A 14,911-nucleotide genomic window follows, 5' to 3' on the forward strand; every position below is an offset into this window, starting at 1 on the left:
GGTTGCCGCAGTGGTGCGGTACAACGGGGGCGGGCAGGCCGGCCACAGTGTCGTCCTGCCTGACGGGCGGCGTCATGTCTTCGCCCAGTTCGGCGCCGGCACGTTGCGTGGCGTGCACACACACCTGTCCCGGTTCATGGTGGTCGACCCGCTCGCGCTGGTCGTCGAGGCCGACCACCTGGCCGACATCGGTGTGCCGGACGCGTTCGACCGTCTGACGGTCGAGGGGGACGCGTTGCTCGCCACGCCTTATCACCGGGCCGCCAACCGCGCCCGGGAGATTGCCCGTGGGGCCCACCGGCATGGGTCCTGCGGCAAGGGGGTGGGCGAGGCTATGGGGTACGCCCTCGCCCACCCCGCCGACGCGCCCCGGGTGGCCGATGCTCAGGCACCCGGGGTGCTCGGCGCGAAGCTGACGGTGCTGCGTGATCGGCTGGTCGACGAGCTGGGTCCGCTCGACGTGCCACCGATCGACGCGACGGTGCGCGCCTTCGGCGCGTTCGCCGCGCGGGTGCCGATCGTCAGCCGGGCGTTCCTCGGCAACCTGCTGGCCATCGGTCCAGTGGTCTTCGAGGGAGCGCAGGGGGTGCTGCTCGACGAGTGGCACGGGTTCCACCCCTACACCACCTGGAGCACGACGACGTTCGACAACGCGGAGACGTTGCTTTCTGATGGGGGTCAGGCAGGCAACGCGACCCGGCTCGGCGTGCTCCGGGTGGTGACCACGCGGCACGGCCCGGGTCCGTTGGTGACGGAGGACCCGGGCCTGCCGTTGACGGACCCGAACAACCCGACCAACCGGTGGCAGGGCCGGTTCCGGTTCGGACACTTCGACGCGGTCGCCCACCGGTACGCGGTGGAGGTGTGCGGCGGGGTCGACGGGATCGCGCTGACCCACCTCGACGTGGCGTCGCCGGCGCTGAAGTTCTGCTCCGCGTACGACTGGACGGACCGGCTGGTCCCCGGCCCGGCCGGTGACCTGGATCGGCAGGAGGCGTTGAGCCGCCGGCTGATGCGCACGCGGCCGCGCTACACCGCCGCGCCGGTCGACTGGCCGGGCGCGGTGTCCGAGGCGCTGGACACGCCGGTGGTGGTGACCTCGCACGGCCCGACGGCCGACGGGAAGCAGGTGCTCAGGCCGAACTGGGCTGCCAGAGCTCACCCTGCAGGAGCTGGCGCGCGCCGAGCCAGCTGAAGTTCATCAGTCGCGCGGCCGAGTGGTCGGGGTCGGCCTCCGGGTGGTCGGCCAGCCAGTCGGCGATCGACTCGGCCGCGCCGACCAGGGCGTACGCGCTGGCGGTCAGGTCCTGTTCGTGCGCGCTCGTCCGGGCCGCCTGGACCGCCCGGCCGAGCATGCCGGCGACCACCGCGACGATGCGGGTGCGCAGCGCGGCCAGGTCGTCGGCGAACGGCTGGCGGCTCTTGGCCTGGCGGTAGAGCACCGCCCAACCGTCGCGGTGCGCGCCCACGAAGGCGAAGAAGCCGCGCAGCCCGCGCCAGAGCTGCTCGTCGGCCGGGAGGTCGTCGCCGACCACGGAGACGATGGACTCCAGCAGGCGCGTGCCCTCGCGGTTGACACAGGCGCGGAACAGGTCGTCCTTGCTGCCGAGGTACGCGTACACCATGGGTTTGGAGATGCCGGCCTCGTCGGCGATCTCGTCCATGCTGGCCTCGTGGAAGCCGCGCCGGGAGAACACCCGGACGGCCGCGTCGAGCATCTGCTGCTCACGGACCGCACGGGGCAGGCGTTTGAACGTCGGCCGGCTCGCCACGCTTGCGAGCATATCTACTCCTGCGTAAGGTTACTGCTCGGTAGGTTATTTTCATTGTGAAGGGTAGCGTCGCGATGTCTGACTTCGATCCGGCCCAGTTCGTCTCGGTCGGTCCCAAGGAGTTCGCACAGCTGGTCAAGTCCACGCCCGACGCCAAGATCGCCGAGATCATGGAGAGCGACGCCCGGGGCAAGGTGCTCGACCAGGTCTTCGAGCGGATGCCGGCCCTGTTCCGCGCCGACCGCGCCGGCTCGACCAACGCGGTGATCCACTGGACCATCACCGGTCGCCCGGACGGTGGCAGCGACACCTACGAGGTCGTCATCGAAGACGGCGCCTGCACCGTCAACAACACCGCCGAGCGCGACCCGCGGCTGTCGCTGAGCATGGGCCCGGTCGACTTCCTGAAGATCGTCTCCGGCAGCGGCAACCCCGTGATGATGTTCATGACCGGCAAGCTGAAGGCCAAGGGCGACCTGGGCCTGGCCGCCAACATCGCCAACCTGTTCGACATCCCCAAGGCCTGACCTCTGATGGCCGAGTTCTCGCTCGACCTCAGTGAGGAACAGCGCGACCTGCGCGACTGGGTGCACGGCTTCGCGGCCGACGTCGTGCGCCCGGCCGCGGCCGAGTGGGACGCCCGCGAGGAGGCGCCCTGGCCGGTGATCCAGGAGGCGGCCAAGGTCGGGCTCTACGACTTCGAGTTCCTGGCCAACGCCTGGGCCGATCCGACCGGGCTGTCGCTGCCGCTGGCCAGCGAGGAGCTGTTCTGGGGCGACGCCGGCATCGGGCTGGCCATCATGGGCACGTCACTCGCCGTCGCCGCCATCTACGGATCGGGTACGCCCGACCAACTGGTCGAATGGGTGCCTCAGTGCTTCGGCTCCGTCGACGAGCCGGCGGTCGCCGCGTTCTGCTCGACCGAGCCCGAGGCCGGCTCCGACGTCGGCGCGATGCGCACCCGGGCCGTCTACGACGCCGCGACCGACGAGTGGGTCCTCTCCGGGCAGAAGGCCTACGCCACCAACGGCGGCATCGCCGGCGTGCACGTGGTGACGGCCAGCGTCGACCCGGCGTTGGGCGCGCGCGGGCAGGCCGCTTTCGTGGTGCCGCCCGGCACGAAGGGCCTGGCGGCGTCGCGCAAGCTGAAGAAGCTCGGGTTGCGGGCCTCGCACACCGCCGACGTCTTCCTCGACGACGTGCGGGTGCCGGGTGCGTGCCTGCTGGGCGGCCGGGACGCGCTGGAGCAGCGACTCGACCGGGCGCGGTCCGGGCAGCGCTCGCAGTCGTCGTCGGCGATGCGCACGTTCGAGATCACCCGGCCGACCGTGGGCGCGCAGGCGCTCGGGGTGGCCCGGGCGGCGCATGAATACGCCCTCGACTACGCCAAGGAGCGCGTGCAGTTCGGTCGGCCGATCATCGAGAACCAGGCGGTGGCCTTCGCGCTGGCCGACATGCGCACCGACATCGACGCCGCCCGGCTGCTCGTCTGGCGGGCAGCCTGGATGGGCCGCAACAACCGGCCGTTCGCGGCGGGCGAGGGCTCGATGTCGAAGCTGCGCGCCGGCGAGGTGGCGGTCTCCGTGACCGGAAAGGCCCTGCAGATCCTGGGCGGCGCCGGCTTCGTGCGCGACCACCCGGTCGAGCGCTGGTACCGCGACGCCAAGATCTACACCATCTTCGAGGGCACCTCGGAGATCCAGCGGCTGGTGGTCTCCCGGGCGATCTCGGGGCACCAGATCCGGTGACGCCGGCGGCGCACGCCGTGGTGACCCTCGCCCGGCGGGGGCTGCTCACCCCGGCTGCGCCGCACCGCGTGCCGGCCCAGATCGGCGCGTTGCGCCGCTGGGGGTACGGGCTCGGTGGGTCACTGCTGTCGGCGGCCGCACGCTCGCCGTCGCGGGTGGCCCTGGCCGACCCGGCAGGCACCCTGACTTATGCAGAGGTGCGGGACCAGGCGCTCCGCCTGGCGCGCTCGCTTCGCCAGACGACGGACCTGCCGGCCGTCCAGGCTGCGGCCGACGGCCAGGCGGGCGGCGCGGCGGTCGGTGGCGGGGCGGGGATCGGGCCTGGTGATCGGGTCGGGGTGCTCTGCCGGAACCACCGTGGGTTCGTGTTGTCGGCGGTTGCGCTGTCTCTGCTCGGGGCCGACGTCGTGCTGATCAACACCGCCTTTTCCGCCGCGCAGATCGCCGCTGTCGTCCGGGACCACGGGTTGCGGTTGGTGGTGCACGACCCCGAGTTCTCCGTGTCGGGCACGGCCACCCTCTCGTCGGCCGGCTTCGAAGCGCTCCCGGATCCCGGCGGCCCGTTGACACCACCGCGCCGACCCGGGCCCACGGTCGTGCTGACCTCCGGCACGACCGGCACGCCGAAGGGCGCGCGGCGGCCCAATCCGGCCGGGCTCGGGCCGTTGGTGTCCATCCTCGACCGCATCCCCGTGCAGGCCGGCGACCGGCTGATGATCGCGGCACCGCTGTTCCACACCTGGGGCTACGCCGCCCTGCAACTCGCGTTCGGCCTGCGGGCCTCCGTCGTGCTGACACCGCGCTTCGCGCCGGAGTCCCTTGTGGACACGGTGCGGACCCACCGGTGCACGGGCGTGTTCGCCGTGCCCGTGATGCTCTCCCGGCTCCTGGACGCCGGCGCCGTCCTGCCTGGCGTGCGGGTCGTCGCGGTCAGCGGTTCCGCTCTCCCCGGCGACCTCGCCACCCGTTTCATGGACACCCACGGCGACGTGCTCTACAACCTCTACGGCTCGACCGAGGTGTCCTGGGCCTCCGTGGCGACGCCGGCGGAACTGCGCCGCTCACCCGCGACCGCGGGTCGCCCACCGCGCGGCACCCGGGTCATGATCCTGGGCGCCGACGGCTCGCCCGTCCCGCCCGGCACCGTCGGGCGCATCTTCGTGGGCAACGACATGCTCTTCGAGGGGTACGCCGGCGACCTCGGCGGCGTCGAGTCCCGCGACGGCCTGCTGGCCACGGGTGATCTCGGCGTGCTGGACGCGTCCGGCCTGCTGACCGTGTCGGGCCGGGCCGACGACATGGTCGTCTCGGGCGGCGAGAACGTGTTCCCCTCCGCGGTGGAAGACCTCCTCGCGACACTCCCGGGCGTACGCGAGGTCGCGGTCGTCGGCGTCCCGGACCCGACCTTCGGCCAGCGGCTGGCGGCGCACGTGGTCTGCCACGCGGGAGCGTCGGTGTCGGCCGACGACGTGCGCGAACACGTGCGGCGACACGGTGCGGCCTTCGCGGTGCCGCGCGACGTGCGCTTCCTGGCCGCCCTGCCGCGGACGGCGACCGGCAAGGTCATCAAGCGCGCGCTCTGACCCTCGTACTCCCAAATGTTCGTTTGACAGTGTGCGTCGATGTGTCGCATACTCCCAAACATGTCTTTGGAGGAGGACCAGACCGTCAAGCTGCGGGCGTTGGCGCACCCGCTCCGGCTGCGGATCCTCTCGCTGCTGACCGGCGCCGCGATGACCGCCGCCGAGGTGGCGCGGGAGCTGGACCTCACGCACGCCAACGCCAGCTACCACCTGCGGCACCTGCTCGCCGCTGGGCAGATCGAGGCGGCCGGCGAGGAGAAGATCCGTGGCGGGGTGGCGAAGCGCTACCGGCACAACGCCGAGGCCGATTGCGCCCGGCCGAGAGTGCCGATTCCCGAGGGCACGGCGCCGACACCTCACCACATGCTGATGTACGAAGCCCTGGCGACCGAGTTGCGGCGGCGGTCGCGGGCGATGAAGCGGGCCCCCGACAACCACTTCACCGACGCCGAGCTCTGGGTGGATCCCGCCGTCTGGGCCGAGGTGGAGCGGCGGGTCGACGAGGCGAGCCGGATCCTCCACCGGGCCGCGGAGGCACCGCGTACCCCCGGGACGATCCGGGTCAACGCCTCGATAGCGCTGTTCAGGATGGAGACCGACGCGAAATGAGCACCGTCACCCCTGCTCCGCCGACCACACCGGAGGAACCCCGCCCGGGCCTGCTGGCACCGCTGCGGTACCGGCCGTTCCGGTACCTCATCGCGGGCCGCACCACCACCATGCTCGGCAACGCGGTGGCACCGATCGCGCTGTCGTTCGCGGTGCTCGACCTCACCGGCTCGGCCCGCGACGTCGGCTTGGTCGTCGGCGCCCGATCGCTGGCAAACGTCGTCTTCATCCTGTTCGGCGGCGTGATCGCCGACCGGCTGCCGCGTCACCTGGTGATGGTCGGCGCGTCCACACTGGCCGGCCTGACCCAGGCGGCGGTTGCGGTCACCGTGCTCACCGGCACCGCGACCATCCCGTCGCTGCTCGCGCTCTCGGCGGTCAACGGCGTCGCGGCCGCGTTCGCGTTCCCGGCGATTTCGGCGATCCTGCCGCAGACCGTGCCGTCAGCCGTGCTCCAGCAGGCGAACGCCATCAACCGGATCGGCTGGAACTCCGCGATGATCGCCGGCGCGTCCCTCGGCGGCCTGCTCGTGGCAACGGCCGGGCCGGGCTGGGGCCTCGCGGTCGACGCCAGCACCTTCCTGCTCGCCGGACTGTTCTTCGCGATGGTCCGGCTGCCGAAGACCGACAAGCCGGCGGTGGTCGAACGCACCGGCATCTTCACCGAGATGCGGCTCGGCTGGTCGGCCTTCGCGAGCCGTACCTGGCTGTGGGCGGTGGTCGCCGGCTTCTGCGTGATCAATGCGGTGCTGGCGGGTTCGGTCAACGTGCTGGGCCCGGTGGTTGCCGACGCGACGTTTGGCCGCGCCGCCTGGGGCCTGATACTGGCGGTGGAGACCGCCGGCATGATCGTCGGCGCCCTGGTCGCGATGCGGGTCCGGGTGGGCCGGCTGCTCTTCTACGGCGTGCTGTGGTGCATCGGGGACGCGGTGCTGGTGCTGGCCCTCGGCGTGACGTCCGTGGTGCCGGTCCTGCTGCTGGCCGGTTTCGCGGTCGGGTTCGCGCTCGAGCAGTTCGCGGTCGCCTGGGACACCACCATGCAGGAGCACGTGCCCAGCGACCTGCTGGCCCGGGTCTACTCGTACGACATGCTCGGCTCGATCCTCGCGGTGCCGATCGGCCAGGTCGCCGCGGGGCCCCTCGCGGAGCACTTCGGGGTGCGCCCGACCCTGGTCGGCGCGGCCGCGCTGATGGCCCTGGCCACCGTGGCGATGCTGCTCAGCCGCGACGTCCGTCACCTACGCCACGCGATCTGAGCCCGGCGGTCGGTGCCAGAATGGCCGGGTGACACAGGTACCCAACGTTCTCGCCGCCCGTTACGCCTCTCCCGAGCTGGTCGCGCTCTGGTCGCCGACCGAGAAGGTGAAGCTGGAGCGACGGCTGTGGATCGCGGTGCTGGAGGCACAGCGCGACCTCGGCATCGACGTGCCCGACGGGGTCGTCGAGGCCTACCGGGCCGTGCTCGACGACGTCGACCTCGGGTCCATCGCCGAGCGGGAGCGGGTCACCCGGCACGATGTCAAGGCCCGGATCGAGGAGTTCGCGGCGCTGGCCGGCCACGAGCAGATCCACAAAGGGATGACCTCCCGCGATCTCACCGAGAACGTGGAGCAGCTGCAGATCCGCTCGTCGCTGGAGCTGGTCCGCGACCGGGTCGTCGCCGCGTTGGGCCGGCTGGCCCGGCTGGCGGTCGAGCACGAGGCGCTGGTGATGGCCGGCCGCTCGCACAACGTGGCGGCGCAGGCGACGACGCTCGGCAAGCGGTTCGCCTCGGCCGGCGAGGAGCTGCTGATCGCGTACCAGCGGCTCGACGACCTGATCGCCCGCTATCCGCTGCGGGGCATCAAGGGCCCGGTCGGCACCGCCGCCGACCAGCTCGACCTCTTCGACGGCGACGCGGCCAAGGTCGCCGAGCTGGAGCGGCGGGTCGCCGCGCACCTCGGCTTCTCGTCGGTGCTCAGCAGCGTCGGCCAGGTCTACCCGCGCTCGCTCGACCTCGACGTCGTCACCGCGCTGGCCCAGGTGGTCGCCGCGCCGAGCAGCCTGGCCACGACGATCCGGCTGATGGTCGGCCAGGAGCTGGTCACCGAGGGCTTCCGGCCGGGCCAGGTCGGCTCCAGCGCGATGCCGCACAAGATGAACACCCGATCGAGCGAGCGGGTCAACGGGCTCGCGGTGGTGGTCCGCGGCTACGTCTCGATGATCGGCGAGCTGGCGGGCGACCAGTGGAACGAGGGCGACGTGTCCGACTCGGTGGTGCGCCGGGTCGCACTGCCCGACGCGTTCTTCGCCACCGACGGCCTGTTCCAGACGTTCCTCACGGTGCTCGACGAGTTCGGCGTCTATCCGGCGGTGGTGGCCCGCGAGCTCGACCGCTACCTGCCGTTCCTGGCCACGACCAAGATCCTGGTCGCCGCGGTACGGCGAGGCGTCGGTCGCGAGACGGCGCACGAGGTGATCAAGGAGAACGCGGTGGCCGTGGCGCTGTCCATGCGCGAGAAGGGCAGCACCGAGAACGACCTGTTCGACCGGCTCGCCGCCGACGGCCGGCTGGGCCTGACCCGCGGCGAGATCGACGCGCTGGTCGCCGACCGGGCGGCCTTCGTCGGCGCGGCCGGTGCCCAGGTGGCCGCGGTCGCTTCGAAGATCGACGAGGTCGTCCGGCGACACCCGGCGGCCGCCGGCTATTCACCGCGACCCATCCTCTAGACCCTCGACGGCGTGGCGCCCCGGGGGTTGGGCGCCACGCCGTCTTTGTGGGAGAGCGTTGTCTGTCAGACGCCGGCGGTGGAGGTGATCCACGCCCGGTTGTAGGCGACGCTGCCGTAGTTCTGGATGTTGACGCCGTCGGCGGTGGACGCGACGCCGACCTGCGCGCCGTTGTAGAACTGCGGGCCACCGGAGTCGCCGCGCCACGCGTTGCCGTTGACCCGGGTGCTGCGGATCGCCCGGCCGCCGTACGCGTCGGTGACGTTCGTGCTGGTCACCCGCACGGACGCGGTCTTGAGCACGGTCGACGCGGAGCAGCCGCTGTAGCAGGTCATGCCCCAGCCGTAGATCGTGTTGGTGGAGTTGACCGGCGGGTACGCGCTGGAGAGCGTCACGTAGCTCGTGCTCACCGCGCTGCTCAGCCGCATCAGGGCGAGGTCGTACCGGCTGTAGCTGGCGCTCACCGTGCGGGTGACGCCGCCGGAGCCCCGGTTGACGCTGCCGACGCGCACCGACATCGAGCCGCTCACGCAGTGCCGGGCGGTGAGCACCCAGGTCGGCGCGATGATCGTGCCCGAGCAGGTGAACGAGCCGTTGCTGAACACCGCGGCCGCCCACGGCGCGGACGCGACCGTGCTGCCACCGATGATCTGGTCCGGGCCGGAGGGCGCGACGGGTGCGGCGCCGGCGGCGCTGGGGGCGAGGAAGACTCCGGTCAGACCGATGGCGAGCGCGGCCAGGGTGAGGCGTGTGCGCATCTGGGCTCCTATCCGAGGGGGGTGGATCGGACTGCCCGAGACCCTATTGTGATATCGACGTATTCGCAATCATCGAATTCAGGTCATACGACCGCGGTGATGCCGGGGCGCTCGTCCCGTTCGCCGCGAATGCGCCCGCCTGTCGCGGTCGGCGACACTGCCCGCGCCGCCAGTGGCGGAAATCCCATCGCGATCTTCACTGGCTCGCGGAAGAGAGTGAAGTTGTCCTTGATCCGATATGTGGCGGCCGGTAGCTACTCCCACGCTCGCCGTGCGCGTGACGGCGCCGGCGGTGCGTGCGTAATCCCTGTCCACGACGGCTGTCCAAGGCCTGGGCGGGTGCCGGTCAGCGTCTATCTACCGGGTACTCTTGGCGCGCTTACCGCGTACGAAAGTCAGGAGTGCCAAGTGGCTCGCGTCGTCGTCGACGTCATGCTCAAGCCGGAGATCCTCGATCCTCAGGGCCAAGCGGTCGCGAACGCGCTGCCGCGGCTCGGCATCAGCGATGTCTCCTCCGTGCGCATCGGGCGGCGCATCGAGATCGAGTTCACCGGCGCCGCCGACCCCGAGCGGGTCCGCGAGATCGCCGACAAGCTGCTCGCCAACCCGGTCATCGAGGACTTCGTCATCCAGGAGGTCGACGAGCCGGCGGCCGTTCCCGCGGGTGACCCGTCATGACTGCCCGCGTCGGGGTCGTGACGTTCCCGGGCTCGCTCGACGACGGTGACGCCGCGCGTGCCGTCCGGGTCGCGGGTGGTGAGGCGGTGCGCCTGTGGCACGGCGACGCCGACCTGCACGGGGTCGACGCCGTGGTGCTGCCCGGCGGCTTCTCCTACGGCGACTACCTGCGCACCGGCGCCATCGCCCGGTTCGCGCCCGTGATGGAGTCGATCATCGACGGTGCCCGCGGCGGGCTCCCGGTGCTCGGCATCTGCAACGGCTTCCAGATCCTCTGCGAGGCACACCTGTTGCCGGGTGCGCTCACCCGCAACAGCCACCTCCACTTCCGCAACCGTGACCAGTGGCTGCGGGTCCACGCCGCGAGCACGGCCTGGACCAACTCGTTCGAGGCCGACCAGGAGATCCTGGTTCCGCTCAAGAGCGGCGAGGGGCGCTACGTGGCCGACGCGGCGACGCTCGACGAGCTCGCCGCCACCGGCCGGATCGTGGCGACCTACCTGCGCGGCAACCCCAACGGCTCCGAGCGGGACATCGCCGGCGTCACCAACGAGGCCGGCAACGTCGTCGGGCTCATGCCCCACCCCGAGCACGCGATCGAGGCACTGACCGGTCCGTCGCTCGACGGGCTGGGCTTCTTCACCTCGATTCTCAAGCACCTGGCGGGGGCCCCGGCATGACGACCGCACCTGACACGACCTCGAGTGAGGCGGACGAAGTGAGCGGGGCGGCCCGGCCGCCCGCCCAGGTTTCTCCGTACGACAGCCTGGACGGTCCTGACACCGTCGAGCGGGCCAACGGCACTCCCGGTGAGCTGCAGCCGTTCGCCGAGCTGGGACTCCGCGACGACGAGTACGAGCGGATCCGCGGCATCCTCGACCGCCGGCCGACCCAGTCCGAGCTGGCGATGTACTCGATCATGTGGAGCGAGCACTGCTCGTACAAGTCGAGCAAGGTGCACCTGCGCCAGTTCGGCGAGAAGCAGCCGCCCAGCGACCGCATGCTCGCCGGCATCGGCGAGAACGCCGGCGTCATCAAGATCACGGATGAGCTGGCGGTGACCTTCAAGGTCGAGTCGCACAACCACCCGAGCTTCGTCGAGCCCTACCAGGGCGCCGCGACCGGCGTCGGTGGCATCGTCCGCGACATCCTCGCGATGGGTGCCCGACCGGTCGCCGTGATGGACCCGCTGCGGTTCGGCGCGGCCGACCACGAGGACACCGCCCGCGTGCTGCCCGGCGTGGTCGCCGGCATCGGCGGCTACGGCAACTGCCTCGGCCTGCCGAACATCGGCGGCGAGGTCGTCTTCGACCCGACATATCAGGGCAACCCGCTGGTCAACGCGCTCTGCCTCGGCGTGCTGCCGGTCGACCGGCTGCAGAAGAAGGACGCGGCCGGCCCCGGCAACATCGTGGTGCTGATGGGCGCCAAGACGGGCCGCGACGGCATCGGCGGCGTGTCCGTGCTGGCCAGCGCGACCTTCGACGACGGCAGCCAGGCGCGCCGCCCGTCGGTGCAGGTCGGCGACCCGTTCACCGAGAAGCTGCTGATCGAGGCCTGCCTCGAGCTCTACGACGCCAACCTGGTCGTCGGCATCCAGGACCTCGGCGGTGCCGGCCTGACCTGCGCGCTGACCGAGACGTCGGCTTCCGCCGGCACCGGCATGCGGGTCTGGCTCGAGCGGGTGCCGCTGCGCGAGCCGTCGATGGAGCCGCACGAGATCCTGGCCAGCGAGTCGCAGGAGCGGATGCTCCTGATCGTCAAGCCCGAGCAGCTCGACGAGGTGCTCGGCGTGGCCGAGAAGTGGGGCGTGCTGGCCACCGCGATCGGCGAGGTCACCCCGTCCGAGGTCAGCGGCCTGCCCGGCCGGCTCCGGATCACCTGGCGGGACAACCTGGTCGTCGACGTGCCGCCGGCCTCGCTGGTCGACGACGGCCCGGTCTACGCCCGGCCGATGCGGGAGCCCGCCGACCTCATCCTGCTGCAGGCCGACCGGGCCGAGACGCTGCCCCGGCCGGCGACGCCGGAGGACCTCAAGGCCACCCTGCTGCGCATGATCGGCTCGCCGAACCTCTGCGACAAGTCGTGGGTGACCGAGCAATATGACCGGTACGTGCTCGGCAACACCGTGCTGGCCCAGCCCGAGGACGCGGGCGTGATCCGCGTCGACGAGGCGAGCGGGCTCGGCGTGGCGATGTCGGTCGACGGCAACGGCCGGTTCGCCCGGCTCGACCCCTACAACGGTGCCAAGCTGGCGCTCGCCGAGAGCTACCGCAACGTGGCCGTCACCGGTGCCAAGCCGGTCGCGGTGACCAACTGCCTCAACTTCGGCTCGCCCGAGGACCCGGCGGTCATGTGGCAGTTCGCCGAGGCGGTCCGCGGCCTGGCCGACGGCTGCCAGGAGCTGGGCATCCCGGTGACGGGCGGCAACGTCAGCTTCTACAACCAGACCGGTGCCGCCGCGATCCACCCGACGCCGGTCGTCGGCGTGCTCGGCGTGATCGACGACGTGGCCGAGCGGGTGCCGATCGGCTTCACCCAGCCGGCGACCGGCGACGGCGACCTGATCTTCCTGCTCGGCGAGACGGCCAACGAGCTGTCCGGCTCCGAGTGGGCCTGGGTCACCCACCAGCACCTCGGTGGCGTTCCGCCGAAGGTCGACCTGGAGCGGGAGCGGGCGCTGGCGAACGTGCTCGCCGAGGCATCCCGGGTCGGCCACCTGAGCGCGGCGCACGACGTCTCGGACGGCGGCCTGGCCCAGGCGCTGGTGGAGGCGAGCCTGCGCAACGGCGTCGGCGCCCGGATCGCGCTGCCGGAGGAGTTCTCGGCGGGCTCGATGCCGTTCGTCTACCTGTTCAGCGAGTCCGCCGGCCGGGCGGTGGTGTCCGTGCCGCGCGGTCACGAGAAGGCCTTCACGGGTCTCTGCGTCGAGCAGGGCGTCCCGTGGACCCCGATCGGCGTGACCGACGGCGAGAACGCGGCACTCGACATCCGCGGCCAGTTCTCGGTGCCGCTCGACGAGCTGCGCGAGGTGCACACGGCCACGATGCCGAAGCTGTTCGGCGCGGCGCTGCCGGTCGAGGACTGACCGAACTCAGAAAAGGGGGCCGCGGGCAGCGGCCCCTTTTTCGTGCCCGGACAACGAAGAAGGGGGCCGCTTTCGCGGCCCCCTTCGTCATGTCGCTGTGCGGTCAGTCGTCCAGCCAACCTAGCTCGCGGCGGTCGCCGCCGCGGCCGCCGTGGCGGGCGCGGCCGCCCTGCTGGTCGTCCTGGTAGTCGCCGCGGTCGTCGTAGCCGCCGTTCTGGCCGCCGTAGTTGCCGCCGCCGCGCTGCTCGGGCACGTAACCCGGGCCGCCCTCGTAGCCGCCGCGACCGTAGTCGGCGCCGCCGCCCGGACCGGCCGGATAGCCGCGGGTCTCGTCGTAGCCACCGCCCTGGCCGCCGCCGTAACCGGCACCGCCCTGGTCGTAGCCACCGCCACCCTGGTCGTAGCCGCCCCGCTGGCCGCCGCCGTAGCCGTTGCCGCCGCCCTGGTCGTAGCCGTTGGGCTCGGCAGCGTAGCCACCGCGGTCGTCGCCGTAGCCGTTGCCGCCTCCGTAGCCCTGACCGCCGGCCGGGAAGCCGTTGTCACGGGCCGGGAAACCGTTGTCACGGGCCGGGAAGCCGTTGTCGCGGGCACCGCCGTAGCCGCCCCCACCGGAGGCCGGCTCGTAGCGGCCCGTGGGCTCGTCGAAGCGCTGGTCGCCGCCGTAGCCGCCGGCCTGCGGGTAACCCCCGCCCGGGGCGGCACCGTAGCCGCCGCCCGAGGACGGCGCGCCGCCGTAGCCCCCGCCGCCCGAGCCGGGCGCGTCGGGGTAGCCGTTGCCGGCGCCGTAGCCGCCGCCCGAGCCCGGCGCGTTGCCGAACTGGGTCGGTGCGCCGTCGTACATCTGCGTCGACTGGTCGTAGCCGCCGACCTGCGTGGGCGGGCCGTAGCCGCCGTTGCCGGCGCCACCCCAACCGGGCTGCGGCATCGGTGCGCCGTAGGGGTCGGGGAACTCGTCGACCGGCGGGCGGCTGTGCAGCATCGTCGGCGCGTCGGCCATGGCACCGCCCATCGGCGGGCCGGCGATCCGGGTCGCGTCGTCGGCGCCACCGCGGTAACCGCCGGCCGCGCCACCCGCCGGGACAGCCGGGCGTACGCCGGTGTTGGCGCTCTCGCCGTCGGGGTCGTCGTTCTCCTTGCGGCGGAGCATGACCCAGACGATGCCGCCGACGCCGAACGCGACGAGCAGGCCGCCGCCGAGCACGACGAGCCAGTTGCCGAAGCCGCCGCCCTCATCGGTGTTGCCGGCCGGCGCGGCCGCGATCCCGGACTCGGTGGCCTCGGTGTCGGTCGGCTCCTCGTCGAGCGGCGCGTCCTCGGTCGGCACGGTGCTCGGGGTCGCGGTGGGCGCGGTGGCGACCTGGAGAGTGATCAGCACCCCGGACACGTTCTGCCCGGCGTTCGCGGTGATGGTCTTGAGGTTCCGCTGCTCGCCCTGCTGCGCGCCGATGGTGATCCGGCCCGGCGCGATCGGGTCCTGCGCGCTGCCTTCGAACCGGAACGTGCCGTTCGCGCTGGCGAACGTCTCGTGAAGCTTGCTCGCACCGTCACGCAACGCGACGTAGGCGCCGTTGACCGCCTTGCCGTCGGACTGGTTGGTGACCTTGCCGGTAACCGTCTTGACCGTCTGCACCGCCGGCGGCTGCTGCTGGCGACCGCGGACCGTGACGTTGTCGGTGGCCTGCCGGCTCTCGTTGTTGATCGTGGCGACGGCGACGACCTGGCCTGACCGGCTCTGACCCTCAGCGACGTCACGCGCCGTCACGCGTGCCGTGAAGGTGACGTCGTCGTTGTTGATCTGCTGGGGCGGCGGTTCACAGCCCTGCGAACACTCCAGCTCGCCGAAGGTCGTGGACACGCGTACTGTGACCTGCCCCGGTAGCTGGTTGTTGTTCTCGACCGTGACGGTTACGGTCGCGCTCTCTCCGGGTGCCAAGGTGTCGGGAGACACCGAGACGGACACGTCTGG

General features: G+C 72.0%; 13 protein-coding genes. 10 read left to right on the top strand and 3 right to left on the bottom strand.

Annotated features, from left to right (window positions below; all coding sequences use genetic code 11):
* Positions 1-1,195: adenylosuccinate synthetase (locus Asi02nite_RS21000; protein WP_203715466.1), on the top strand; the 1,195-nt coding region annotated here is incomplete at its 5' end.
* Here Asi02nite_RS21000 and Asi02nite_RS21005 read toward each other — a convergent pair.
* On the bottom strand, positions 1,134-1,784 hold the full coding sequence (locus tag Asi02nite_RS21005; RefSeq protein ID WP_239126871.1) for a TetR/AcrR family transcriptional regulator: 651 nt from the start codon (positions 1,782-1,784) through the stop codon (positions 1,134-1,136). The two genes, Asi02nite_RS21000 and Asi02nite_RS21005, sit on opposite strands and share 62 nt — an antisense overlap.
* 62 nt (positions 1,785-1,846) lie before the next feature.
* Here Asi02nite_RS21005 and Asi02nite_RS21010 point away from each other — a divergent pair, with 62 nt between their 5' ends.
* From Asi02nite_RS21010 to purB, 6 genes are read left to right on the top strand one after another with little or no spacing between them, the layout of a single operon-like run.
* Positions 1,847-2,299 (top strand): SCP2 sterol-binding domain-containing protein, encoded by a 453-nt coding sequence (locus Asi02nite_RS21010; protein WP_203715467.1) that lies wholly within the window; start codon positions 1,847-1,849, stop codon positions 2,297-2,299.
* A gap of 6 nt (positions 2,300-2,305) precedes the next feature.
* The gene (locus Asi02nite_RS21015) at positions 2,306-3,520 is read left to right on the top strand and encodes an acyl-CoA dehydrogenase family protein (protein ID WP_203715468.1); all 1,215 of its coding nucleotides are present in this window, start codon (positions 2,306-2,308) and stop codon (positions 3,518-3,520) included.
* Entirely contained in the window at positions 3,517-5,103 is a 1,587-nt protein-coding gene (locus Asi02nite_RS21020; protein WP_239126872.1) for an AMP-binding protein, read from the top strand. The genes Asi02nite_RS21015 and Asi02nite_RS21020 overlap by 4 nt, the downstream gene beginning before the upstream one ends.
* Positions 5,104-5,163: 60 nt before the next feature.
* Positions 5,164-5,712: a winged helix-turn-helix domain-containing protein gene (locus tag Asi02nite_RS21025; RefSeq protein WP_203715469.1), complete on the top strand. Its 549-nt coding sequence runs from the start codon at positions 5,164-5,166 to the stop codon at positions 5,710-5,712.
* Positions 5,709-6,968, top strand: coding sequence for an MFS transporter (locus tag Asi02nite_RS21030; protein ID WP_203715470.1), 1,260 nt, complete (start codon positions 5,709-5,711; stop codon positions 6,966-6,968). The genes Asi02nite_RS21025 and Asi02nite_RS21030 overlap by 4 nt, the downstream gene beginning before the upstream one ends.
* 28 nt (positions 6,969-6,996) lie before the next feature.
* Positions 6,997-8,421 carry an adenylosuccinate lyase gene (purB, locus tag Asi02nite_RS21035; protein ID WP_203715471.1) on the top strand — a complete coding sequence of 475 codons (1,425 nt, stop codon included), beginning with the start codon at positions 6,997-6,999 and terminating at the stop codon, positions 8,419-8,421.
* Positions 8,422-8,486: 65 nt separating this feature from the next.
* Here purB and Asi02nite_RS21040 read toward each other — a convergent pair whose 3' ends face one another.
* A complete protein-coding gene (locus tag Asi02nite_RS21040; protein WP_203715472.1) occupies positions 8,487-9,179 on the bottom strand; it encodes a S1 family peptidase in 693 nt (230 codons plus the stop codon).
* A 408-nt stretch (positions 9,180-9,587) separates the two neighbouring features.
* Here Asi02nite_RS21040 and purS point away from each other — a divergent pair, with 408 nt between their 5' ends.
* Genes purS through purL form a run of 3 tightly spaced genes read left to right on the top strand, consistent with a single transcriptional unit; the run spans position 9,588 to position 12,945 of the window.
* Positions 9,588-9,857, top strand: coding sequence for a phosphoribosylformylglycinamidine synthase subunit PurS (gene purS / locus Asi02nite_RS21045; RefSeq protein WP_203715476.1), 270 nt, complete (start codon positions 9,588-9,590; stop codon positions 9,855-9,857).
* On the top strand, positions 9,854-10,537 hold the full coding sequence (gene purQ, locus Asi02nite_RS21050) for a phosphoribosylformylglycinamidine synthase subunit PurQ (RefSeq protein WP_203715477.1): 684 nt from the start codon (positions 9,854-9,856) through the stop codon (positions 10,535-10,537). The genes purS and purQ overlap by 4 nt, the downstream gene beginning before the upstream one ends.
* Positions 10,534-12,945, top strand: coding sequence for a phosphoribosylformylglycinamidine synthase subunit PurL (purL, locus tag Asi02nite_RS21055; protein ID WP_203715478.1), 2,412 nt, complete (start codon positions 10,534-10,536; stop codon positions 12,943-12,945). Before purQ ends, purL begins: the two co-directional genes overlap by 4 nt.
* 103 nt (positions 12,946-13,048) lie before the next feature.
* Here purL and Asi02nite_RS21060 read toward each other — a convergent pair whose 3' ends face one another.
* Complete coding sequence (locus tag Asi02nite_RS21060) at positions 13,049-14,905, bottom strand: carboxypeptidase-like regulatory domain-containing protein (protein WP_239126875.1); 1,857 nt, start codon at positions 14,903-14,905, stop codon at positions 13,049-13,051.
* Between the last annotated feature and the right edge of the window lie 6 nt (positions 14,906-14,911).

Source organism: Asanoa siamensis (genome assembly GCF_016862555.1).
Classification (GTDB): Bacteria; Actinomycetota; Actinomycetes; order Mycobacteriales; family Micromonosporaceae; genus Asanoa; species Asanoa siamensis.